The sequence below is a fragment of the Nocardia sp. NPDC049737 genome, assembly GCF_040674755.1.
GTDB lineage: Bacteria > Actinomycetota > Actinomycetes > Mycobacteriales > Mycobacteriaceae > Nocardia.
On record NZ_JBFANH010000003.1, the window covers coordinates 387,773 to 409,810 of the forward strand.

23 protein-coding genes are annotated in these 22,038 nt (G+C 65.2%); 12 read left to right on the forward strand and 11 right to left on the reverse strand.

The window, feature by feature from the left end:
• Positions 1-380: 380 nt before the first annotated feature.
• The 3 genes from AB0J47_RS06570 to AB0J47_RS06580 are packed head-to-tail and all read left to right on the forward strand — an operon-like array spanning position 381 to position 3,801.
• Positions 381-1,430 (forward strand): helix-turn-helix transcriptional regulator, encoded by a 1,050-nt coding sequence (locus AB0J47_RS06570; RefSeq protein ID WP_364341244.1) that lies wholly within the window; start codon positions 381-383, stop codon positions 1,428-1,430.
• On the forward strand, positions 1,427-2,875 hold the full coding sequence (locus AB0J47_RS06575) for a pyridoxal phosphate-dependent aminotransferase (protein ID WP_364341246.1): 1,449 nt from the start codon (positions 1,427-1,429) through the stop codon (positions 2,873-2,875). The genes AB0J47_RS06570 and AB0J47_RS06575 overlap by 4 nt, the downstream gene beginning before the upstream one ends.
• On the forward strand, positions 2,872-3,801 hold the full coding sequence (locus tag AB0J47_RS06580) for a hypothetical protein (RefSeq protein ID WP_364341248.1): 930 nt from the start codon (positions 2,872-2,874) through the stop codon (positions 3,799-3,801). Before AB0J47_RS06575 ends, AB0J47_RS06580 begins: the two co-directional genes overlap by 4 nt.
• Here AB0J47_RS06580 and AB0J47_RS06585 read toward each other — a convergent pair.
• The gene (locus tag AB0J47_RS06585; protein ID WP_364341250.1) at positions 3,785-5,092 is read right to left on the reverse strand and encodes a family 1 glycosylhydrolase; all 1,308 of its coding nucleotides are present in this window, start codon (positions 5,090-5,092) and stop codon (positions 3,785-3,787) included. The genes AB0J47_RS06580 and AB0J47_RS06585 overlap by 17 nt on opposite strands.
• 101 nt (positions 5,093-5,193) lie before the next feature.
• Between AB0J47_RS06585 and AB0J47_RS06590 the strand changes: the two genes are divergently transcribed.
• On the forward strand, positions 5,194-5,772 hold the full coding sequence (locus AB0J47_RS06590; protein WP_364341252.1) for a TetR/AcrR family transcriptional regulator: 579 nt from the start codon (positions 5,194-5,196) through the stop codon (positions 5,770-5,772).
• 111 nt (positions 5,773-5,883) lie between these two features.
• Here the strand turns inward: AB0J47_RS06590 and AB0J47_RS06595 are convergent, their stop codons facing one another.
• The 3 genes from AB0J47_RS06595 to AB0J47_RS06605 form a co-directional block, all read right to left on the reverse strand.
• Positions 5,884-7,062, reverse strand: a complete 1,179-nt coding sequence (locus AB0J47_RS06595) for a permease (RefSeq protein WP_364341254.1) — start codon at positions 7,060-7,062, stop codon at positions 5,884-5,886.
• Between the two features lie 32 nt (positions 7,063-7,094).
• Complete coding sequence (locus AB0J47_RS06600) at positions 7,095-8,216, reverse strand: metallophosphoesterase (protein WP_364341256.1); 1,122 nt, start codon at positions 8,214-8,216, stop codon at positions 7,095-7,097.
• A 118-nt stretch (positions 8,217-8,334) separates the two neighbouring features.
• Positions 8,335-9,255, reverse strand: a complete 921-nt coding sequence (locus AB0J47_RS06605) for an alpha/beta fold hydrolase (RefSeq protein WP_364341258.1) — start codon at positions 9,253-9,255, stop codon at positions 8,335-8,337.
• A 199-nt stretch (positions 9,256-9,454) separates the two neighbouring features.
• On the opposite strand from AB0J47_RS06605, the gene AB0J47_RS06610 reads away from it, so the two are divergent.
• Positions 9,455-10,651, forward strand: coding sequence for a hypothetical protein (locus AB0J47_RS06610; RefSeq protein ID WP_364341260.1), 1,197 nt, complete (start codon positions 9,455-9,457; stop codon positions 10,649-10,651).
• 107 nt (positions 10,652-10,758) lie between these two features.
• Positions 10,759-12,780, forward strand: coding sequence for a glycosyltransferase family 39 protein (locus AB0J47_RS06615; RefSeq protein ID WP_364341262.1), 2,022 nt, complete (start codon positions 10,759-10,761; stop codon positions 12,778-12,780).
• On the opposite strand, the gene AB0J47_RS06620 is transcribed toward AB0J47_RS06615, so the two are convergent.
• Positions 12,753-13,331 carry a carboxymuconolactone decarboxylase family protein gene (locus AB0J47_RS06620; RefSeq protein WP_364341264.1) on the reverse strand — a complete coding sequence of 193 codons (579 nt, stop codon included), beginning with the start codon at positions 13,329-13,331 and terminating at the stop codon, positions 12,753-12,755. The genes AB0J47_RS06615 and AB0J47_RS06620 overlap by 28 nt on opposite strands.
• 59 nt (positions 13,332-13,390) lie before the next feature.
• On the opposite strand from AB0J47_RS06620, the gene AB0J47_RS06625 reads away from it, so the two are divergent.
• The 3 genes from AB0J47_RS06625 to AB0J47_RS06635 all read left to right on the forward strand — a co-directional run bounded on the left by AB0J47_RS06625 (position 13,391) and on the right by AB0J47_RS06635 (position 15,481).
• Positions 13,391-13,741 (forward strand): helix-turn-helix domain-containing protein, encoded by a 351-nt coding sequence (locus AB0J47_RS06625; RefSeq protein ID WP_364341266.1) that lies wholly within the window; start codon positions 13,391-13,393, stop codon positions 13,739-13,741.
• Positions 13,742-13,782: 41 nt separating this feature from the next.
• Positions 13,783-14,355 carry a TetR/AcrR family transcriptional regulator gene (locus AB0J47_RS06630; protein ID WP_364341268.1) on the forward strand — a complete coding sequence of 191 codons (573 nt, stop codon included), beginning with the start codon at positions 13,783-13,785 and terminating at the stop codon, positions 14,353-14,355.
• Positions 14,356-14,458: 103 nt separating this feature from the next.
• Positions 14,459-15,481 carry a medium chain dehydrogenase/reductase family protein gene (locus AB0J47_RS06635; protein ID WP_364341270.1) on the forward strand — a complete coding sequence of 341 codons (1,023 nt, stop codon included), beginning with the start codon at positions 14,459-14,461 and terminating at the stop codon, positions 15,479-15,481.
• A 14-nt stretch (positions 15,482-15,495) separates the two neighbouring features.
• On the opposite strand, the gene AB0J47_RS06640 is transcribed toward AB0J47_RS06635, so the two are convergent.
• Both AB0J47_RS06640 and AB0J47_RS06645 read right to left on the reverse strand, forming a co-directional pair.
• A complete protein-coding gene (locus tag AB0J47_RS06640) occupies positions 15,496-15,939 on the reverse strand; it encodes a hypothetical protein (protein WP_364341272.1) in 444 nt (147 codons plus the stop codon).
• A 9-nt stretch (positions 15,940-15,948) separates the two neighbouring features.
• On the reverse strand, positions 15,949-16,152 hold the full coding sequence (locus AB0J47_RS06645) for a hypothetical protein (RefSeq protein WP_364341274.1): 204 nt from the start codon (positions 16,150-16,152) through the stop codon (positions 15,949-15,951).
• 100 nt (positions 16,153-16,252) lie between these two features.
• Here AB0J47_RS06645 and AB0J47_RS06650 point away from each other — a divergent pair, with 100 nt between their 5' ends.
• Together AB0J47_RS06650 and AB0J47_RS06655 are read left to right on the forward strand one after the other, a co-directional pair.
• On the forward strand, positions 16,253-17,197 hold the full coding sequence (locus tag AB0J47_RS06650) for a helix-turn-helix domain-containing protein (RefSeq protein WP_364341276.1): 945 nt from the start codon (positions 16,253-16,255) through the stop codon (positions 17,195-17,197).
• Between the two features lie 318 nt (positions 17,198-17,515).
• Complete coding sequence (locus tag AB0J47_RS06655) at positions 17,516-17,842, forward strand: hypothetical protein (protein ID WP_364341278.1); 327 nt, start codon at positions 17,516-17,518, stop codon at positions 17,840-17,842.
• A 266-nt stretch (positions 17,843-18,108) separates the two neighbouring features.
• Here AB0J47_RS06655 and AB0J47_RS06660 read toward each other — a convergent pair whose 3' ends face one another.
• From AB0J47_RS06660 to AB0J47_RS06675, 4 genes are all read right to left on the reverse strand, one after another.
• Positions 18,109-18,651: a hypothetical protein gene (locus tag AB0J47_RS06660; protein WP_364341280.1), complete on the reverse strand. Its 543-nt coding sequence runs from the start codon at positions 18,649-18,651 to the stop codon at positions 18,109-18,111.
• Between the two features lie 221 nt (positions 18,652-18,872).
• The gene (locus tag AB0J47_RS06665; protein WP_364341282.1) at positions 18,873-19,547 is read right to left on the reverse strand and encodes a DUF305 domain-containing protein; all 675 of its coding nucleotides are present in this window, start codon (positions 19,545-19,547) and stop codon (positions 18,873-18,875) included.
• Between the two features lie 82 nt (positions 19,548-19,629).
• Positions 19,630-20,037 carry a DUF6153 family protein gene (locus AB0J47_RS06670; protein ID WP_364341284.1) on the reverse strand — a complete coding sequence of 136 codons (408 nt, stop codon included), beginning with the start codon at positions 20,035-20,037 and terminating at the stop codon, positions 19,630-19,632.
• A 62-nt stretch (positions 20,038-20,099) separates the two neighbouring features.
• A complete protein-coding gene (locus tag AB0J47_RS06675) occupies positions 20,100-20,678 on the reverse strand; it encodes a hypothetical protein (protein ID WP_364341286.1) in 579 nt (192 codons plus the stop codon).
• A 128-nt stretch (positions 20,679-20,806) separates the two neighbouring features.
• Here AB0J47_RS06675 and AB0J47_RS06680 point away from each other — a divergent pair, with 128 nt between their 5' ends.
• On the forward strand, positions 20,807-21,955 hold the full coding sequence (locus AB0J47_RS06680) for a methyltransferase (RefSeq protein WP_364341288.1): 1,149 nt from the start codon (positions 20,807-20,809) through the stop codon (positions 21,953-21,955).
• The last annotated feature ends 83 nt before the right edge of the window (positions 21,956-22,038 follow it).

Consider the following 22,038-nt stretch of genomic DNA (forward strand, 5'->3'; position numbering starts at 1 on the left):
ACCATCTGTCCCGGAAAACGATCTCCGGATCAGATGTGACGCTGACAACAATGCTATGGATCGCCACTTCTGGATGTCAACTAAGCATAGAAGCTATCTGATGATATTTCGTGATCAATATTGCTTAGTTTCAAGCAGATTCGGAGTTGTGTATCCGTAATTCGCTCCTCGAGAGCAGCTTTGAACGACGCCATGCGCAATCAAGGTCACAGGTATCGAAGCCGCTTCGCGCAATATCCGCCCGCTGGTGCGCATTCCAGCGACCAATCAGAAAACTTCCAACATTGCTATCGCTGTTTTGCGACGTAACGTGGCTATGATGTCGTCGGATGACACATCGTGAGCATTGAAAAATCCGAGCGTGAGGATGGAGGCGCGGAATGGCTGGCTCAGCGCAGGACGGTGAGCAGGTCGGGGATCTGGTCCGTCGGCTCCGCACGGAACGCGGGTTCACCCAGGCCGCACTCGCGGCCAAGACTGGTTGTTCGCGCAGCCTGATCCAGCAGATCGAGAACGGAACTCGGGTGCCACCGCTACCGCTGCGCGAACGGCTCAGCCTGGCGCTCGGCCAGGAATTGCCCACGACCGACGGTATCGCCGAGGGGATCGCCGGCGGCGCCTATCACGATCTGCGCATGCGCTTCAATGTCCTGCTCGGCAAGGACCCTGAACTCGTCGAGCGGGCACTCGGCATCGCGGGCAGTCTGATTGATGCGACCTCCGCGCGGGAAGAGATCGAACCGCTGCGCATGATCGCCGATCGACAGTTGGAGCGCGCCGAGGAAATCCTGGCGCAGATCCCCTCGCGCAGCGCGACCGTCTGGGAATGGAATACCGTCAGTGACTGGCTGATCATCCTCGAGCAGGCCAAGGCGTCCGTGCGCGCGATCCACACCGCCGACCTGGGCACCATCGGCGGCGACGTCGGCGACGACTATCACGCCGCTATCCTGCGCCTGGCAGATACGACCCATCCGCCCCGAATCGATGTGAGACGCATGTATGTCCTCGACACGATCGAGGATGTCTGGCCCTATGACGACAAATTGTGGAAGCAGGCGCGTTCTGGTGTGGAGAGCGTACTGGTCAAGCGTGAGTACGCGCGCAATGCGCAGAGCATGCTCATCGTCGACGAAAAGTACGTCGCTGTCGGTGAATACGACTATTCCCGGCAGGCGCGCGTGGCGACCCGGTTCTCGGCCCTGAAGCACGATGTCGCATTCGCGGTGCGCCGGTTCGAGCGGCTCTATGAGCTCAAGCTCGCCGGTTCGGGCATTGTCGTCAACGATATCGTCGCATCACCGGCGCTGGCCGGTTATGAACGTCTCACCGAGGGCGATTGCCGCGATCTGTTCCGTGCGGCGCTGGAACAGAGTTGGCGCGAGATGACCGCGCCGGGAGAGCCGTCTTTCGAAAGTGAGGTGTCGTGACTCGGCAGGCTGACAACGATCGGCTGCCTTGGCGGACACCGGCACCCAGCCTGGCCGCCCGCACAAATCGCTCCGAGGAGCGGAAGCGGGAAGTGCGGCGGCATCTGGGTGCGCGACCGCAGTTCGCGGGGACGGGCCACCGGAGGTATTCGGATGTACTGGACGCCTACCACGGCGAGACGGGGCTGCCCCTGGCCGAAAGTGCCGTGGCCGCATTGGATCTGGCATGGCGCGAACTGATGCATACCCAACCGCCGGACGAATACGCCGACGGCACGCTCTATCACAAGCGCCAGCCGCTGGTATTGCGAGAGTTGGCAGCGCACAAGCTGTTCGGGCGATTGGCGCAGCCGGTCGACGGGATACCTGGAGTCCGGGTGGCGCCGGAGGAGGTCATCGTCTGCCCGTATTCGAGCACTATGCTGCTCGAGGAGGCGGTCGCGACGCTGGCCCGTCCCGGTGGTGTGATCGTGTATCCGGAAGGCCTGTACAAGAGTTCGGGCATTCATGTGGAGAAGTACGGTCTGCGGATGGAGGCTTGCCCGGTCGCGCCGGACGACTCCTTCAAGATCGACCCGGACCTGCTGGCATCCTGCCTGGACTACTTCGCCGAACGTGATGAACTGTGCGGGGTGCTGCTCACCCTGCCCGGGAACCCGGTGTTCACCGATTATTCGGCCGAGGAGTTGCTGGCGATCGGCCGGGTGCTGGTTGCCAGTGGGGTACCGGTCATCTGCGATATGGCTTTCGATTGCATGGTGGAACAGCACATTCCGATCGCCGCGGTAGCGATCGCATCCGACGACGGCGTGCGCCGGTTGTACGACCAGGTGCTCACCATTACCGGAAACTCCAAGGGCTACAACGCCTTCGGTCCGTGCAAATTGGGCGCGGCCTGTTCGGGCAACGCCGATTGGCTGGCCAGGATTCGCGAGCGGCTGACCATTTCCTTCCAGCGCGAGTCGACGCATCTGGCGCGGGCGATTGTCGAGCACACACCCGAGAGTTACTTCGCGCAGAACCGTGTACGGATGCTCGACCAGCTGGATCGCGCGCACAGCCACATCGACGCGATAAATACTCGCCTCGGCGCGAAAGTCATTCGGCCGCTGGGCAGTCGACAGGGCATGTTCCTCACCGTCGTCTTCGACGATGCGATCCTCGACGAGGCAGGTGTCGAAACCAGTGCGGAGATAGCGGATCTGTTGCTCGCTGGTGCCGGGATCGACAGCGTCGCCCTGGATCGGACCGGATCCGAGCGACGCGGTGTCCGATTCAATGTGCTGGCGCCGCGCAAGGCGCCGGGGCGCGAGTCGGCGGATCTGGTCGACGAATTGTTCGACCGGCTCGAACAGTTGTTGTCCGCGATCCGGAATGGGCTGACCTATCACAAGGTGCTGGCCGAGCGCGGTCTGCTCGTCATCGAACATGTTGCGGCACGATGATTGTCGGCGTTCTGCGGGAGACCGCTGCTGAGGAGCGGCGTGTCGCATTGTTACCGGAGGATGTGCGCGGGCTCGCGGGAGTGCGGGTCATCGTGGAGCGCGATGCGGGCCGGTCCATCGGGTTCGACGACGCGGACTATGTGGCCGCTGGGGCGCAACTGGGCGAGCGTACCGAGATTTTCGCGCGCTGCGATGTTGTGGTGTGGGTGAAACCTCCTTCCTACCAATTGGATTCGGTACGCCCCGGTATGACTCTGATCGGATTCCAGGACCCGCTGCATCGCCGCGACCTGATTGCGGCACTTCGCGCACGCGGCATCGAGTCAGTCGGCTATGAAACCGTCCCGCACTCCCGTCCCGATATCGATGCGCTCTCCGCGATGAGCCGGATAGCGGGCGAGGTCGCCTACGAGCAAGCGCGACAACTCCTGTCGACCGAGGCGCCCGTGCGCGCCTTGATACTCGGCTGCGGGCAGGCCGGACTTTCCGCCATAGCCGCAGCGGCCGCCCACGGCGACGAGCCGACCGCGATGGGTAACCGCCAGGAGCAGGAATCCGCGGCAGTCCTGCGCGGTGCCAGGGCATTCCTGCCGAATCCGGATGGACTTCTCGCCCACCTCGCCACCGATCCGCCCGACCTCATTGTCTGCGCCGCCGTGCACCGCGGCTCCCACGGCCCGATGCTGCTGGACGCCACTGCACTGGACTCGCTCCGCCCTGGGACGGTGATCGTCGACCTCGTCGCCAAATCCGGCGGCAATTGCGTCGCCACCGTTCCGGATCGCACCATAACCCTCCCGAACGGCGTGATCGTCACGCATCGGTCGAACTACCCGACCCTGCGGCCAGTGGAAGCCAGTCACGCCTACAGCGCAGCCACCGCAGCCCTGCTGAAAAGCCGGATTGCGTTCAGCGCGGAACCGTGACCGGGTCGGTGCAGCTGGCTGCGGCGTCGACCAGTGAGCATGGCCGGGGTGCCCGAGTCGGGCGGTAATCGCCGGGAACACCGCTGTTGCGGGTGATCGCGGTGTAGGCGGGCACCGCGTCGGTGGGCTTGCGGGTGAGCGTCGGATCGGTCAGCACATCCACGGTATAGAGGCCGAAACGTGGTGTGTAGCTGCCCCATTCGTAGTTGTCGGTCAGGCTCCAGTAGTTGTAGCCGATGACGTTCATGCCGTCGGCCACGGCCCGCTGGATCCAGTAGATGGTGTCGCGCAGATCGTCGCCGCGGGTGTAGCCGTCGGCGCGCGGATCGCCGTTCTCGGTGGGCATGCCGTTCTCGACGATGTAGAGCGGCTTACCGGGGAACTGGCGCGAATAGTGTTGCAGCGCATAGTAGATGCCCTCGGGCTGCAGCGGGTTGTTCCAGAGCTTCGTCAGGTTGTCGATCTGTGCCGTCACGGTATCGGGGGATATGCCGTAGTAGTAATCGATGCCGATGTAGTCGAGTTTCGCGGCGATTCTATCGATGAACGGCTTGTTGACCACATCCTCGGCCGCCGGGATATAGGCCACATTGCTGGTTACCATGGCTTCGGGCTGCACCTGGTGGATGTGGTCGTAGATCGCGTTGTGCGCCAGGGCGAGTCGGTCCTGCATACCGGGCACATCGGTGATCTGGAGTCCGCGGTGGCGCAGTTCGTTCACGCCGTAGAAGGTGGGTTCGTTGAAGGTGACCCACAGTGGGTTGTCGGCGGCGTAGCGATCGACGACCGTACGGGCGTTGGCGAGCCAGTCCGAAACCATATCGGTGTTGTGCCAGCCCCCACGGTCGACCTCCCAACCGGGGAACACCCAGTGATCCAGCGTGATCATCGGCCGCATACCGGCGGCCTTGATCTTCCCGATCACATTGTCGTAGAAGTGGAATCCCTCCTCCGACCACACTCCCGGCCGCGGCTGTACGCGCGCCCATTCGACGCTGATCCGATACACCTTCACACCCAGGCCGGCCGCCAGATCGATATCGGAGGCGTAGCGGCTGTAGAAGTCGACCGAATCCCGGTACGGGTCATCGGTTTCGCCCGCCGCGACATAGCGGCTCCAATTGCTGTCCGGCGCATGGCCTTCGGACTGGTAGCCCGAGGCAGCGACACCCCAGAGGAAGTCCGGGTCGAGCGGCGCGACCTGTGCGGGCGGCTCCGGCCGCGCGAAGGCGGGGGAACTCGGCAGGAGTGCGGCGGCCAGAACGGCCACACAGAGGGTGCGGAGTCGCATCGGATGGTGCTCCTGTTCGTCGAGGTTGCCTCGAACAAAAAACGTACAACGCTCGGTTTTCGCTGGCAAGACCACCCTCGATTCGTGCCTACACTGACCCGATGGCGAAACGGGGCCCCTATGGCAAGGGCATAGAACGACGGGAGCAGATCCTCGATGCCGCGCTGCGCACGATCGCCGAACGCGGCTATTCGGCCACCTCCGTTGCCGAGCTGGCCGATGCGGTCGGGCTGAGCCAGGGCGGGCTGCTGCACTACTTCGGCTCGAAGGAGGAACTGTTCATAGCCGTGCTGCGCAAGCGCGACGAATCCGACGTCGCCACCGCATTGCATGGCTGCGCACCCGAGGCCTTCATCGAGGTGATCCGCCGCAACACCGAGGTCCCCGGGCTGATCGAACTTTTCACCCACATGCAGGCCGCCGCCTCCGACCCGACCCATCCCGCCCACGACTACATGCGGCAACGTTATAGCTTGGGCGTCCAAGCCTTCTCCTACGCGCTGCGCGAGATGCAAACAGCAGGCACCCTCCCCACCGATATCGACACCGACAGCGCCGCAACCATGTTCTTCGCCCTCGCGGACGGTCTCCAGGCCCGCTGGCTGATCGACCCGACCATCGACATGGCCGCCCAACTCGAACAGACCTGGCGTCGCTACATCGGAAATACGCCGCGCTGAGGCGCCGCACCCTAGTTACTGCGCCGCCCCCGAACTGTCGGGGACGTCGACCCGCTGCCAGCACAACGATGAGCCGCTGTTGTCCGGCTGGTTGCGGTGACCGCGAACGGATTACCTGCCGCCGTGCGGTGATCGGTGGTCATGGTCGTGCTCGGTGTCGGGGGAGCCGCCCATCATGCGCAACATCGGGATTCCGCCGGTGCGTACGAAGATCGTGACCAAGACCGCGGCGAGGAAGAGGAAGGCGATATTGAGCCAGGTGGTGTAGTTCCAGCGGATGCCTTCCGTCATCACCATGGCGTTGCGCTCTGTCGGAACGAGATTTGTTGTGCCGAAGAGGATTTCGACGAGATATCCGGCTCCGACCATGGCGGCGTAGAAGGTGCCCAGCAGGGTGAGGGTCATGCGGAGGCCGTAGTACTTGCGGTAGATATTGAGGATCGGGAGGATCAGCAGGTCGGCGTATATGAAGGCGATGACGCCGCCGAAGCTGATGCCGCCGTTCCACAGCACTGCGGCCAGCGGCACATTGCCGATCGAGCAGACGAAGGACAGGATCGCCACCAGCGGCCCGACGATCGGTCCCCAAATGGCTGATAGCAGTGGATGATCGGTGAGGAAGAAGTTCTGCCAGAACGTCTCGGGCACCCATGCGCCTATCGCGCCCGCTATCAGCAGTCCGATGACGAGGTCGCGCAGAATCGCGGCCCATTCCATCACGAACACATGCGAGAGGGCCGTTAGTCCCGGCCGCGACAGCAGCCGTCGTATGAAGGAGCCTTCGGTGGCGACCGCCATATCCATGGCGGCATGGCCTTCCATCGATCCGGCGAGTCCGCGGTCGGCTTGGTGACGCGCCTGCTCGACGAGCTCGGACCGCACGAACCATCGGAAGAGCACCGCGAGCAGCACGATCATGATCGGCCCGCCGGCGAATTCGGCCGCGGTGAACTGCCAGCCCATGAGCAGCGCCAGGATGACGCCGAGTTCGATAACGAGGTTGGTGGATCCGATTTCGAATGCCATCGCGGCGGTGAAATTCGCACCCTTGCGAAACAGTGAACGCGCCAGCGCCACGGCCGCATACGAGCACGACGAGGACGCCGCGCCGAGCCCGGCGGCGATGGCGAGGGTGCGCGGCCGATCGTCGCCCATCAGGCGCAGAATGGTCGACTTACGCACCACCGCCTGCACGACGGCGGACAGCGCGAAGCCGAGAATGAGAGCCCAGAGGATCTCCCAGGTCATCGACCCGGCCAGGGATAGCGCGTGCCCGATAGCGTTCACCACGCGAAGCTATACCCCTACCGGGCAACATTCATTCAGGCGCTGCGGAGGACGAGGACGGTGATTTCGCTCGGCGCGAAGACCCGGAATTGCGGACCCCAGAACCCGGTGCCACGGCTGGTGTAGAGCTGGGTGTGCTCGCCGTGGCGGCTGAGACCGGCGACTACCGGTTGCTCGAGGCGGACCAGATAGTGGAAGGGCCAGATCTGGCCGCCGTGGGTGTGGCCGGAAATCTGCAGGGCCACCCCGGCCGCGGCGGCTGCGATAACTTGCCTGGGTTGATGGGCCAGCAGGACGACCGGTGCGTCCGGGGCCCCCGCGAGGGCGCCGGGGAGGTCGGGCCCGTGCCCGGGCACGCTGACGCCGGTCGGGTCGTCGATGCCCGCCAGCACCAGCCGGTCGCCGCCGCGGGTGATCGTCTCGTGTTGGTTGTGCAGCGGCTGCCAGCCGATCGAGGTCATATGCTCGATCCAGCCCGGCGCGTCGCCGAAGTATTCGTGATTGCCGGTGATGTAGAACCGGCCGAGCGGAGCCTCGATCTTGCCGAGCGGATCGACCTGCGGATGCCGCTTCTCGACCGAACCGTCGGCGAGATCGCCCGCGTGGCAGGCGATATCGGGCTGCTGGGCGTTCACTACATCGACGACCTTCTCCGACCACCGCAACCGGTCCAGCGCGGCGTAGTGGGTATCGGTGATGACCACCATGCGCAGTCCGTCGAGTGCGGGTCCGAGCCCGCGGATCGCGACATCAAGGGTGCGGACCCGAGGCACCCGGCGCGCCTCGATCACACCCCACACCGACAGCGCGGCGGCGATCACGAATACCCCAGCGGCAACGATCCTGGAACGCGCCGGATCGTCCACGCCACCGGCGGCCAGTCCGAGCCCGACGATATTGCCGATCACCGACCAGCTGAATACCACCCACATCAGGCCGAGCAACGTGTCGCCCACAATGGAGGCCGCGTCGTGCTGCCTCGGTCCATGGCCGAGAAACATCGATGCGGGCAGACATACGAAACCCGCCAGAAAAACCGCCGAGCCGAGCCAGAACAGCGGCCCGTCGGTTGTGGCGCCGATCAAGGTCCACCACGGCACCAGGAAGAGCAGGGCGGGAATCGCCAGAAACAGGACGATACGCGGAACGTATTTCACAAAAGTTCATTCCTCGCGGGGGACGGCGCGGCGCACGGTCCCACCACCGGAGCACCATGGGTGCTAACGACGATAACAGCGTTAACGCAAGTGCGTCGGTACCCGGAATTCGGGCAGGTCAGCCATGGCAGGGGCGGCCGCCATACGACGGATCGAGTGCTTTCTGCACGACGTAGCCGACGGTGGGGGATTCCGGCAGCGCGCCATGGTTGAACTCATCGTCCGGGCACAGGTCCTGCACCCAGATATTGTCGACCGTGGCCCCGATTCCGGCGGTGAGAAAGGTGGCCTCGGGTGGAGTGACGACCCGATCGAGATGGCTGGCGATAACCGTGTACTTGACTCCGGGCTCGGTATCGCCTCCGGCATTGAGGCTGCGCAGGAATTCACTATCGATCAGTTGTTGTGACGCTGCCGTGCCCAGATATCTCGTGATCAGGCCGAGGATCGGCGCCTGCGCACTGCCGGTCGGCAATAGGAAGCCGAGCCCTTCCGCGGTGGTGCCGTGGTTGGTCGCCGCGATAGTGACCAGATGGTCCACCTTGTTATCCGCCGGATTCCGCTGATCCGCACCGCCCTCGAAGCGCATGAACTGCCGCGCCAGCGGACCGCCCTGGGAATGTGCGACGATATCCACCTTCGGTGCACCGGTGGCCGCACGCACCTCAGCGACGAATCCCGCGATTTCCCTGGCCGAGTTGCGCATATCCGCGGTGCCGTAGACGCCGGGTTGCGCACCTCGGATACTGGAGATCGCGCGCCCGTAACTCAGCGAAAATACGCAATAGCCCTGCGCCTTCAGCTGTGGTGCGAGCACATCCCAGGAATTCTGATTCCCCCAGGTGCCGTGCACCAGGACAACAGGTTGTGGATGCGCCGCCGACGGGCGGCAGGTCCAATCATTGGCGCCGGCCGGTGGCACGCTCCCATCCGGACGGGCATCCTCGCCGTGTGCCGGAGCGCGCAAGCCGAAGAGGGTGCTGATAAGTACTGCGGGCACGATAATCGGTAGGACAAGAGGCGAACTTTTCGCAAACACCGCAACGCTCCTTCGCTCACAAACCGGGACCTGCAAACGAAACACGCCATCGGCTCGGTGATCTGGGCCGAAACGGCTGACAATCCCTGGTTGATAACACGTCAGCGAATGTCGAGCAAATATGCTCGGTCGGCTGGCGAGTCGCGCAAATGCGGCTGGCACGATGATCTGTGTGGTCGCTCGAGAGGAACCCGCATCCATGCGCAGCACACCGCGTTCGGTAATCGCACTGCTCGCCGCGGCCCTGCTCGTGGCCCCGGCATGCGGGTCCGATAAGGCACCGGCGGTCGCGCGCGGCGAGGTTGTCAGCAGCACGCCGGTTGCACAGCTGTCGGCGGAACAGGCCACGACCTATCTGGGCGAGGCGAATATCAGCACTGCCGTACGCAATGGCGTCGATGCCTACCGCGTCGTCTACCGAACCGTCACTCCGGAGGGCGATCCGACAACGGCGAGTGGCCTTGTCGTCCTGCCGCGTACCGATTCTCGGCGGCTGCGTGTGGTCACCTATGAGCACGGCACGCTGGTGCGCAAGAGCGACGCGCCCTCGGTGAACGACACCCGCCTCGATCGGGCTCGCACCATCATGTTCGCCGCGGCGGGTTACGCGGCGGTCGCGCCGGACTACCTCGGCCTCGGCGAAGGCCCGGGCACACATCCCTACACCCACGCGCCCTCGGAGGTCAGCGCCTCGGTCGATCTGCTGCGCGCTGCCCGCACCGTGGCCGCCGGACAGCAGCGCGACCTCGACCCGGATATCCTCGTCACCGGTTTCTCCCAGGGCGGCCAGGCCGCGACGGCGCTGGGCAAGGCGCTACAGAGCGGTGACACCCCTGGCTTCGGACTTGGCGCGCTGGCACCGATCAGCGGCCCCTACGACGTCCAGCACGTCGAGACGCCCGGCGCTATCGAGGGTCGTGTCCTCCCGGCGGTCGCGGTCTTCTATCTCGCCTACTGGATCACCGCGATGAACCGGATCTACCACCTCTACGACCGGCCCGCCGATGCCTTCCAGGAACCCATTGCCGATCGCATCGAACAGCTCTTCGACGGACAGCAGAACGAGATCACCATCGGCACCGCCCTACCCGTGCGCCCCGAACTCTTGCTGACGCCGAAGTTCCTTGCCCTGGCACAAGATCCGACCGGAACCGCGCGCGAAGCGGTGGCCGCCAGCGACGGCACCTGCGACTGGACGCCGCGTGTTCCCGTCCACCTCTACGCCGCCACCGGCGATCGAAATGTGCTCTACGCCAATGCCGAACATTGTCGGCAAGCCATGCGCACCGACCGGGCAACCCTCACCGACCTCGGCGATATCGACCACTCCGCCACCGCCCGCGTCGCGCTCCCGCGAATCCTCGACTGGTTCCAACGCGAAATCCCGGCCACCTGACGGCCGAGCCGGCTCGAATCCCATGTTCACAGGGGGTGGGGCGGGCTCACAGCGGACTGCCAGGAAACGCAAAGGGGGTCCACCGGGACGGCTGTGATACTCCCCAGGTGACAGCGACCAGTGCGCCGGCGTCCCTGCCCGAAACGACCCCACCCGATACGACCCCACCCGATAAGAGCCCGCCCGCACCCGCGACAGCGCTGCCCCCGATACGGCGGTGGGAGCGCATCGGGTTGGCGGTGCTACTGATCGCGACGGCGGTGGCCTATCTGTGGAATATCACCGTCAATGCCATGGGCAACAGCTTCTATGCCGCCGCGGCCTGGTCGGGCTCGCGGGACTGGAAGGCGCTGCTGTTCGGCTCGCTGGATCCCGGGAATTTCATCACGGTCGACAAGCCGCCGGTATCGCAGTGGGTGATGGGACTTTCCGGTCAGCTGTTCGGGTTCAGCAGTGCGAGCATGCTTATACCGCAGGCGCTCATGGCCGTCGCGACGGTCGCGCTGATGTATGGCGCGGTGACCAGGGCGGCGCACAGCCGCGGCGCGGGACTGCTCGCCGGTACCGTCTTCGCGGTGACCCCGGTGGTCGCGTTGATGTTCCGGTTCAATAATCCGGATGCGGTGATGGTCCTGCTCATGACGGCCGGCGCGTACTGCACGATCCGATCACTGCGGCAGGCGAGTGCGCGCTGGCTGATGCTGGCCGGTGTCGCGCTGGGCTTCGCATTCCTGGCGAAGATGCTCGAGGGATTGATGGTGTTGCCCGCACTGGGCATCGCCTATCTGGTCGTCGCGCCGACCGAACTGCGCACGCGGCTGTGGCATTTACTGGCCGCGGCGGCCGCGCTGGTCGTCTCGTCCGGCTGGTACGTGCTGCTGACCATACTGTGGCCGGAATCCTCGCGACCGTATCTGGCTGGATCGACGAATAACACCTTCATGGATCTGGTGCTCGGCTACAACGGCTTCGCCCGCTTCCTCGGCCACAACCACAAGGGCGGCAACCGCTTCGAGCTGCCGCCCGGTTACGAAATGCCGCACAATGCCGGAGGCGGACCGGGCTTCGGCGGGTTCGGTTCGGGACCGGACCGGCTGTTCACCGGTGAAATCGCCTATGAAATCTCCTGGTTGCTGCCCGCGGCGATCCTCGCCTTCGTCCTGGTGCTGGCATCGCGGTGGCGCGCACCGCGCACCGATCTGGTCCGTGGCGCCGCATTGACCTTCGGCCTGTGGCTGATCATCGACGGCCTCGCCTTCTCCACCATGAAGGGCGGCATGCACGCCTACTACACCCTGGCGATCGGGCCCGCCGTGGCCGGAATGTTCGCACTCGGCGTGCACGAAATGTGGCGTCGCCGTGCCGACACCTTCGGTCGAATCGGTTCCGCCGTACTCATTCTCACTGCTGGTGTTTGGGCATTCGTTGTGCTGCAGCGGAATTCGGATTGGCAGCTGTGGTTGCGCTGGATGATTATCGCGGTCTCGGTGCTCGCTGCGGTCGGCCTGGTCGTCGCATCGGTTCTGGCCGCCGGGCGGCGGCGCCTACGGGACCGGGTGACCTCGGTGCTGGTGATCGCGGGCGTCATCGCCGGTCTGGGCGGTTCGACGGCATATGCGGTGGCGACGCTGCCGCAGTCGCATACCGGCGGCGGCCCGACGGTCGGCCCGGCCAAGGCGCGCAAACCCGATTCCCAGCAGCAATCCCCGATGGGCCGGATCATGGGCGGCAACTTCGCGGAGCCGCAAGTTGTCAGCATGCTGAGCGACACCACGACCCGCTGGTCGGCGGCCGTGGACCGCTCCTCGACCGCGGCCACCCTCGAATTGGCCAGCCGCACAGCCGTTATCGCGATCGGCGGCTTCACCTCCGAGGACCCGGTGCCAACCCTCGACCAGTTCCAGGAGTTGGTCCGCACCCACGAGGTCCGCTATTACCTGGCACAGGAGGTTCAACTGCCCGATTCCTGGCGCGTGCGCGACCAAGGCGATGCCGCGCCACCGGCTCCGGAAGACGAGCCGTGGCGACCAATCGGCAACAAGGACATCGGCGATTGGGTCGCCGCGCATTACCGGGCTGTCCACATCGGCAATGTCGCGGTCTACGATCTGGCCGCGACACCGAACTGAGGAAACCGCCGCGCCCAGGGTTCTAATTCGATTCGGGCACTGTTGATTACGGTGCTGAGCAAGCGATACCAACCCGCGATGATGATCAGCTCCAGGATCTGATCGTCCTCGTAGCGTTCGGCCAGCCGTGTCCAGACGGCATCGGAGATATCCCCGGTGTCGTGCAGTTCGTCTGCCAGTCGAACGAGCATGCTGTCCGCCGCGGTCCAGGCCGGATCGTCGGCCGGACCGCTTGCCGCGGCGTCGATTTGGACGGTGGTCAGGCCGACGGCCGGACCCTGGACCACCGCGTGCACGCCCCATTCGTACTCGGCGCCCGCCCGAGCGCAGGTGCGATGGATGACGATCTCGCGCTCGCGCGGCGGCACTCGGCCGTGGCCGAGAATTCCGGCGCCGAGTGGCCGCATTCGCGAGAAGAGTTCGTCGTGCACGGCGAGCGTGCGGAACAGTGCAAGTGGCTCGAATGCGGCTTCCGGCGGCATCCACTTCTTCAGTTGCGCATCGATCTCCGGTGCGTAGGGCGGGCGCATTGGGGCGATTCGGGTGGTCATCGATCAAACCTCGCTAGACTTGTCGTCATGCTTCGAAAAACAGAGCAAGGACGATGCCAATGGTAGCTTCGGAATCCGAAGCAAGCAAGGCTCCGCTGGTCGGCAAGCCCGTGCGCGGTTCGCGCACCGGCCGTCCGATCATGGCGCTGCTGGATCTGCTCGGACGGCGCTGGACGCTGCGGGTGCTGTGGGAATTACGCGAGGGTGCGAGCGTCACCTTCCGCGAATTGCAGAGTCTGACCGGCGGGGTGTCGGCCAGCGTCCTGAACGATCGGCTACGCGAATTGCGCGAGGTGAACATTGTCGAGACCGATTCGAAGGGCTATCGACTCACGGCCGACGGCCGCGATCTGGTCGAATCCCTCGAGCCGCTTCAGGTTTGGGTTCAGCGCTGGTCCGACGAAACCTGAGGGTTGACGGAAGCGAGGAGAGTGAGTGTATAGTCACTCACATGAGTAGGCGCGGTGTTGTTCTTTCTACGTCGGAGATCCGGCGCGAGGCGGTGGTCGATGCCGCGATCGCGGAATTCGCGCAGACCGGATATCACGGGACGCCCATCAATACCGTTGCGGCGCGCGCGAATATCTCACCCGCTTACGTCTTCAAGCTGTTTCCCGGCAAGATCGCGCTGTTCGTCGCGGCGCTGGACCGGTGCTACGAGCTCGTGGAGCGAGCGCTGTCCGCCGGTGCCGCGCGGGCCGATGGCGCCGCGCCCGACGCAATCCTGCACGAAATGGGTGGGGCATATGCGGAGCTGATCGCCGATCGAAATCTGTTGCTGCTGCAGGTGCACGCGCAATCCGCGGTCGATATTCCGGAGGTCGCCGAGGCGGTGCGCCGCGGGCTCGAGCGCGTGACGACTTTCGCGAAGAGGCGCTCTGGCGCCGACGATGCGGCGGTGCAGCGCTTTATCGCCTACGGCCAACTCTGTCATCTGATCACCACGCTCGAGCTCGACGGTCTCGATACCGACTGGGCGCGAATGCTGAGTGCCGGTATCCGGCATGTCGACCCGACGAAATGAGGACTATCCGAAGTTATTGCAGCCCTGACGTCTCGCCCCTGCGGGGGCGCTTTTTTTCAACCGTGGAGTGACTGTTCAGTCACTCACTCTGAAAGGTAAACCCATGATCACCCTGGCAACCCAGATTCTCCTGCCCGGCCCCGTCGACGCGGCGGGCTTGCAGGTCACCCACCGTGAGCTGCCCGCACCGGCCGACGGTCAGGCCATGATCGCCGTCGAGGCCAGTGGCGTCTCCTTCGCCGAACAGCAGATGCGCCGCGCGAAGTACTACGACCAGCCGCCGTTCCCATTCGTGCCCGGCTATGACCTCGTCGGCACGGTCACCGCGATCGGCCCCGGCGTCGATCCGGCATTGCTCGGCCGACGCGTCGCCGCATTGACCAAGGTCGGGGGCTGGTCGAGTCATATCGTGCTGGCGGCAGCCGATCTGGTTCCGGTCCCCGATGGGCTGGATCCCGCGGCGGCCGAGACCTTCGTCGTGAACGGCATTACCGCATGGCGGATGCTGCATCGCATCGCCAAGGTTCGGGCGGGCCAGACCATTCTGGTGCACGGCGCAAATGGTGGCGTCGGCTCGACGCTGGTCCAGCTCGCCCGCCATGCCGGTATTCGCGTGATCGGTACGGCGTCCGCACGGCATGCCGAAGCCGTGGCGGCGCTGGGCGCGGAGCCGATCGACTACCGCGGCGATGTGGTGGCGCAGGTTCGGGCGCTGGCACCGGAGGGGGTCGACGCCGTCTTCGATCATGTCGGCGGTCCCGGGATCGTCGACTCGTTCGGCCTGCTCGCGCCGCACGGCACGCTGGTCTCCTATGGCACCGCCGTCACCAAGAATGATCCGGGCAACTCACGTCTTCCGGTGCTCGCGCTGGTGGGCCGACTGATCTGGTGGAACCTGTTGCCCAACAAGCGGAATGCGCACTTCTTCAATATCTGGGCGGGCAAGCGCGACCGTACCCGGTTCCGCGCCGCGATCGCGGCGGATCTCGGCGCGGTATTCGAGTTGGCCGCGGCGGGCAGCTTGCGTGCGCAGGTGGCCGCTCGTATCCCGTTGGCCGAGGCGGCCCGCGCTATGGAGCTCGCCGAATCCGGCACCGTCACCGGCAAAGTCGTCCTTGTGTCTTGAAGTCCAGTAGCGGGTCACGCCCCGGTCGTCGAACCGGGGCGGACGATCATCAGGACGGTGACCACCGCCCACAGGAGGTTGAATATGCCGGTGAGCATGGCCAATTGGGCGGTGGCGGGGATGGTTTGCGGTAGGGCGGCGAGGATGCGGGATTGGTCGGGCAGGATCGCCAGGGCGAGGATGCCGGCGGCCACGCCGGTCAGAGCGATGGATGCGGTGAGCCAGATATCGCTGAGGACACCGAGACTGGCGGCGGTGGCCAGCCCGAAGACCGGCACGGCGAGGCCGATGGTGGCGTAGACGCGGCAGATGCGGTGCAGGTTGCCGGCGATGGCCAAGCGGTGCGGGTCGGCCTGGACCTGGCGGACGGTGGCGGGGAACATACTGGCCGCCACCGTTACCGGGCCGATGGCGATGATGGCAGCCAGAACATGCAGCGAGAGCAGAAGTTTCGTCACGGGCGGCGCTCAGACGGCGGGGGTGTGGCCGGTATTGCGCCAGACGGTGCCCCGGCGCCCGGGGGCGATGAGTTTCTCAACCGCATTCGCGATGCGCGGGTCGAATCCGTCGAATAGTACGAACTGGGCGAGCACCGTATCGGCTCCTTCATGTTGTCGGTGCTGCTGACGGTAATGATCGCCGAGCGGCGCGGGAACTGGCGGAATTGCCATATGTCAACGGATTCTCGCCAATGGGGCTGATCTGCAAAGACATGTAATGCCGCAGGTCACAAGCATTGGCGAAAAGCTACCGATGGCCTACGGTAGCCGCATGCACACCGTGGCCGTCCTCGCACTGGACCAGGTCCTGCCCTTCGACCTTTCCACGCCGATCGAATCCTTCAGCCGCAGCCGCCTACCCGACGGCCGCCCCGCCTACCGGGTCCGCGTGTGCGCGACCACGCCGACCGTCGAGACCGAACTGTTCACCATCAAGGCTCGCTGGGGATTGGAGGCACTGGCCGAGGCCGACACGATCGTCCTACCCGGATGCGCGGACCCCACTGTTGCGGTCCCCGACGAGGTCATCGAGGCCCTGCGCACGGCTGCGGCCAATGGCACCCGCATCGCCTCCATCTGCGTCGGCGCGTTTATCCTCGCCGCCACCGGTCTGCTCGACGGACTGCGCGCCACCACACACTGGCTCGCCGCCCCGACCCTCGCCGCCCGCTATCCCGCCATCGATGTCGACCCCGATGTGCTCTACGTCGACAACGGTCAATTCCTCACCTCCGCGGGTGCTGCCGCCGGTATCGACCTGTGCCTGCACATGATTCGGCGCGATCATGGCTCCGCCGTTGCCGCCGACGCCGCCCGCCTCGCGGTCATGCCATTGGAACGCGAAGGGGGACAGGCGCAGTTCATCGTGCACGACCAGCCGCCGACGCCACAGGGTGCGTCGATGGAACCGCTGCTGCGCTGGCTGGAGGAGCACGCCGCGACCGCAATCACCTTGGAAGATGTTGCGGTCCAAGCCGGTATGAGTCCGCGCACGCTCAACCGGCGCTTCCGTGAACAGACCGGTACCACCCCGCTGCAATGGCTGCATCGCGCCCGCATTCGCCAAGCCCAATACCTGCTCGAAGCCACCGACCATCCGGTCGACCGCATCGCCACCCAGGTCGGCTTCGGTTCGCCCACCGCCTTCCGCGACCGCTTCAAGCGGGTGGTCGGCACCAGCCCGCACACCTACCGCACCGCCTTCCAAAGCCGCTGACCCGACGGTTCATCCGCAGGCAGGTTGCCGACCGTCTGCTCCGACCCCTTCCTGCGGTGGTGATCGAAGCGCGGGACTGGCCGGAGCGGGTCGGAATCACCGCCCGCGGTGCACTTCTCGTGCTATCCGATCAGATCGTCGCCTGGCGTGCGCCGATCCCCCGCAGCGCCCGGCCAACGATCTCACTCGTGCGTTCGCACGAGTGTGCGGCCGCACCGTCGGTTAGCCGACCTGCCTGTTTCGGATCACCACGTCGGGGGCACCTTATAGGCATCAGGCATAAGCACCCAGCCTGACACCGAAATGTGAGGTAGCACCATGACAGCGGAAGGGCCGTGGGAAATTCCCCCGCTCGACGACGCTCCGGATATCGCCCGCGCGACCGAGCCCCAGCCGGGAATTACGTTGGCGGACGCCAGAAATTGGCCGGGATTCATCCTGTTGATCATCGGCGGACTCGTCGCGATCGCCGCCGCGGTAATCGGTGTTCTCGGCTTTCCCGGTACCGCATTCATCTTCGCGCTCGTCGCCCTCGCCGCCTCCCTGACCGGTATCGCCCTCGTGCTCGTCGAGCGCCGCCGCCCGCAGCCGCGCACCCCGGACCAGCCCGCACCTTGGCAATCGACCGTCCCACCCGGCGCCTGATTCATCCCCCGACATAGTTCCTCGGCGTAGTTTCTCGGCGACCATTGCCGCCGTTGGCATCTGCCGATTTCGGCGCTCAGCGCCGCGGGCCGCTCATCGGGGGGCCTCCTCGCTCAGCCGCGATTCGATACCGGACCTGACGAGCTCGGCCGAGATCAGCTCCGGCGAAAGCATCTGTGCCACACCGGTGATGCGGCGAAGTCGACCAGCGGAACCACGAACTGCACGAAGACTTCTTCAACCGTGCCCACCAGAATTAGCCTGCGTCAGTAGGCTTTACACGCATCCTCGGCGACGTTCTTGGTGGCGTTGAACTTATCGATCGCGGCATTGAGGGTATCGGTCGGCGCGCGCCGATCGAGCGTGTCGGCCAGGGCGTTGCTGTCGTCGCGGTAGCTGCGCAGCGGACCCGCGACGGCCAGCGGCACATCGGAGGTCACCTTCGAGTCGATGGTGCGCGCGTTGTTGCGCAGCGCGGTGACGGCGTCATTGGCCTTGGCGTTGGTCTCCGGATCGTTGACGCCCTTGCTATTGCTCGCGTCGATGTAGTCGTTGAAGGTATGGATCGAGCTGCTGTTCGCGCTGGTGAAGGTGTCGCACGCGGTGCCCGCCGCGCGTTCGGCCGCCGCCGCGCGTGAGGAGGATGCGGCCACCGACGATGCCGTGACCTCTGAAGCGTAGGCGGCCAGTTCGGTCTGGTTGACCTGCGCGCTGCCATTGATCTGCTTCGAGCACGCGCCGATGGTCAGGACGCCCACCGCGGTGGCCGCCGCAGCAGCGACGAGGCCGGTCCGCTCTAGTCGTCGCATGTCGGTTTCCCCTCTCTCCCCTCCGAACATCCGGCCGCTGGAGGCGCGTGGAAAGCCGGACCTAAAGACCGTACTTGCTCGCGACCGTCGACGTCAGCCGACCGGACCGGTATCGATGACCAACCGATATCGAACGGCCGAAAAACCACTGGTCACCGACCGTGCGGTCGGTGCGGAGCACACCGGATCGCGTACGTTGCGGCGTGCTCCGCGACGCCGCGTCAGCGCTGGCCGAGCAGCCCGCGCATGGTGCCGATTTCGGACTGCTGGGCGGCGACGATGGCGGTGGCCAGCGCCTTCGCATCCGGATTGATACCGCTGGCGAGTTCGGTGTTCGACATGGTGATCGCGCCGATGTGGTGCTCGATCATCATTTGCATCCACTGCCGGTCGAAATCGGCGCCGGAAGTCGCTGCCAGCGCGTTCATCTGCTCGTTCGACATCATGCCCGGCATATTCGAGGTGGTGGGCATTGTGGTCATAGGCATTGATGTCATGCCGGGCATCTCCATGCTGTGTCCGCCGTGCCCGGCCGTGCTCGGCGCGGGCTTACCGAAGCTCTCCAGCAATGTGGTGATCTGCTCCATCTCCGGGGACTGCGCCTGTTCGATACCCGCGGCGAGCGAGCGCACCTGCTCGTTCTGGGTGCGGCTGGGGACCAGTCGCGCCATTTCGACCGCCTGCGCGTGGTGCGGGTACATCATCTGCAGGAAGGTCACGTCGGCGTCGTTGAAATCGCTTCGGGCAGCGGGCTTTCCGGAGCTGGTCTGGCTCGACGACGAGCCGTGATCCATACCGGGCGTGGAGTTGTCATTGCTACAACCTCCGGCGAAAAGCGCTGCGGCGGTGGTAGTCGCGCCAATGGCGATGGTGATTCGGCTACGGGTGATGAACATGTCTGTGCTCCTGAGGAATTGCGAAATGAACGTTCTCGAGCAGGCGGTAGCCGCGTCCGCGGTTACGGGCGCGGTGGGCCTGTCAGATCCGCAGAATCGACAATTCGGCCAGTGACAGCACGGTCCACGGTGGTGCGCGTTCGCGTATCGGCCGCCACTGGCGCGGTTTCGACACACCGCCACCCGGTCGATCGAGGGTGATCCAGTAGAGCAGGACGAGCATCAGGGCGACCGCAGCGGCGGTCAGGATGAAGACACAGGCGTGCATGCCGCCGTGTGCGTGGCCGCAACCGTCATCGGTGCAGTCCGGTCCGGCGGTCGCATGGTGGTCGACGGGCAGCGCCATGGTCGCCACCATGTGGTGGTCGTCGTCGGCGGGGGCGACCACGAAAACTCCGGCGTGCATGGCGACAACGCCTGCGAGCAGCACCAACACGCCTAGCATCCGGACAAGCCCGGTAGTGCGCGAAGGCGGCTGCGATTCGACCACAGCATCATTCTAGAGAGCGCCCCACGGCAAGCTTCGATACCCCCTGGCCGTATCGGGCACGGCTAGGTACCCGCGATATCGATGACCAGTCGAGTCGGATTGGTCAGTGTGCTGACCTCGAAGGCTGGGCGATCGGCATTCACCCCGACGAATGATTGGGTCGTGCCCTCGAAGACGCCACTCCGGTACACCCCCGCGACTACCGGCGCGCTGGGATCGGTGGCCGGATCGGGACCCGAATACGGCGTCACGCCATTGTCGAACGGATACGCCGACCCGGTGATCTGTACCTCCAGAATCGAGCGGCCCGCGACATCGACGACCTTGCCGCTGCCGTCTTGGATGGCCTGCCCGGTGTATTGCACGATCCAGCCGGGCGTGCCCGCGCCGCCGAGTTCGTAGACCACCCGATCGAAGCCCGCGTGGTGCCCGATCCGGATATCGGTCACGGTCACGCCCGCGTCGCCGGACGGAGTGCCTCGCTTGGGCAGCGCATCCCGCGGCACGGTGTCGGGCGCATCGGTGAATGTGCCGGTCGTGGTCGGCGCGGCGGTCGTGGTGTTCGAGCTGGATCCGCCGTCGCCGCAGGCGACGAGCACTGTCGCCGCGGCGGCGACCAGCAGCACCATCCTGTTACGCATGTGGCCGATGGTATTGGCCGTGCCCTGCGCCGTCGGGGATTTGCGATGACCGGGTGTTTGGTATCGGAGTGTCGCCGACATGCCGGGGTGGCCGCGATCCATCGGCAACGATCTAGCACACTTGAGGTGTGGGAGATGTCGAGGACGTACTTGGCCGACTGCGGCGGTATCCGGATGTAGAGGCACTGAACCTCTACGCCGTGGATGCTGCCGACCGGCTGATTCTCGACGCCGCCGCCGAGGCCATCGATGCCGCTGGCAGCGGCCGGATCGCCGTGATCGGCGACGCCTACGGCGCACTCACCCTCGGCGCGATCGCCGGGCACGAGCTGCGCGATGTGCGGGTCCATCAGGACCTGCTCACCGGCGAACTCGCCTTGGCCAACAATGCCCGCGCGCTCGGTCTCGCGGACCGCTATGCGGCACATGCGCTTTCCAAGGAGTTGCTCGCCGACGCCGAAGTCGTGCTGTTGCGACTACCGCGCATGCTCGCCGGACTCACCGAGGTCGCCGACGCGATCGCCCGCTATGCGGATCCGGAGGTAGTCGTATTCGCGGGCGGGCGTGACAAGTATCTGACCAAGTCCATGAACGATGTACTGGCCGAATCGTTCTCGCAGGTGCGCGCGAGTCGAGGTCGGCAGAAGTCCCGCACGCTATTGGTGAGCGGGCCGAAACCTGTTGCCGCGCCGCCATTTCCGGTACGTGAGCGGATCGACGATATCGATATCGACGTGGTCGCGCACGGTGCCGCATTCTCCGGCGCCAAATTGGATATCGGAACCCGATTCCTGTTGCAGCATTTCAAGTGGATGAAACCCGATGCTCGCGATGCCATCGATCTCGGTTGCGGCACCGGCATTCTGGCGGTCGCGCTGGCCAAGGCGCGACCCGGCATCCGGGTGGTCGGCACCGATCAGTCGGCCGCCGCGGTGGCATCGGCACGGGCGACGGCGGAGGTCAACGAGGTCGCCGATCGGGTGACCGTGGTACGCGACGACGCCATGTCCTCGGCCGCCGACAACAGCGCCGATCTGGTGCTGTGCAATCCGCCGTTTCACGTCGGCGCCGCCGTGCACACCGGTTCGGCGATAAAGATGTTCGCCGAAACCGGTCGGGTACTGCGTCCCGGCGGCGAGCTGTGGACGGTTTACAACTCACATCTGAACTATCGCGGTGTGGTCCAGCGCATGGTCGGCCAGACCGAGGTGATTGGTCGCAATCGGAAATTCACGGTGACGCGATCCGTGCGTGGACTGCGCGACGTCCAGCGGTAGTAGAGTCCGATTTGTCCGTACCGAAGGGTCGCTCGGGAACTCGGCCGGATCGATACACGTTGGACAACCTAGTTGGATATCGA

Bases quoted from the DNA above. Each gene is read 5' to 3' on its own strand.
- AB0J47_RS06610 (WP_364341260.1), top strand. From the start codon at position 9,455: ATGCGCAGCACACCGCGTTCGGTAATCGCACTGCTCGCCGCGGCCCTG.
- AB0J47_RS06655 (WP_364341278.1), top strand. From the start codon at position 17,516: ATGACAGCGGAAGGGCCGTGGGAAATTCCCCCGCTCGACGACGCTCCG.
- AB0J47_RS06620 (WP_364341264.1), bottom strand. From the start codon at position 13,331: ATGACCACCCGAATCGCCCCAATGCGCCCGCCCTACGCACCGGAGATC.
- AB0J47_RS06585 (WP_364341250.1), bottom strand. From the start codon at position 5,092: ATGCGACTCCGCACCCTCTGTGTGGCCGTTCTGGCCGCCGCACTCCTG.
- AB0J47_RS06665 (WP_364341282.1), bottom strand. From the start codon at position 19,547: ATGTTCATCACCCGTAGCCGAATCACCATCGCCATTGGCGCGACTACC.
- AB0J47_RS06660 (WP_364341280.1), bottom strand. From the start codon at position 18,651: ATGCGACGACTAGAGCGGACCGGCCTCGTCGCTGCTGCGGCGGCCACC.
- AB0J47_RS06590 (WP_364341252.1), top strand. From the start codon at position 5,194: ATGGCGAAACGGGGCCCCTATGGCAAGGGCATAGAACGACGGGAGCAG.
- AB0J47_RS06675 (WP_364341286.1), bottom strand. From the start codon at position 20,678: ATGCGTAACAGGATGGTGCTGCTGGTCGCCGCCGCGGCGACAGTGCTC.
- AB0J47_RS06645 (WP_364341274.1), bottom strand. From the start codon at position 16,152: ATGGCAATTCCGCCAGTTCCCGCGCCGCTCGGCGATCATTACCGTCAG.
- AB0J47_RS06650 (WP_364341276.1), top strand. From the start codon at position 16,253: ATGCACACCGTGGCCGTCCTCGCACTGGACCAGGTCCTGCCCTTCGAC.
- AB0J47_RS06635 (WP_364341270.1), top strand. From the start codon at position 14,459: ATGATCACCCTGGCAACCCAGATTCTCCTGCCCGGCCCCGTCGACGCG.
- AB0J47_RS06580 (WP_364341248.1), top strand. From the start codon at position 2,872: ATGATTGTCGGCGTTCTGCGGGAGACCGCTGCTGAGGAGCGGCGTGTC.
- AB0J47_RS06625 (WP_364341266.1), top strand. From the start codon at position 13,391: ATGGTAGCTTCGGAATCCGAAGCAAGCAAGGCTCCGCTGGTCGGCAAG.
- AB0J47_RS06570 (WP_364341244.1), top strand. From the start codon at position 381: ATGGCTGGCTCAGCGCAGGACGGTGAGCAGGTCGGGGATCTGGTCCGT.
- AB0J47_RS06630 (WP_364341268.1), top strand. From the start codon at position 13,783: ATGAGTAGGCGCGGTGTTGTTCTTTCTACGTCGGAGATCCGGCGCGAG.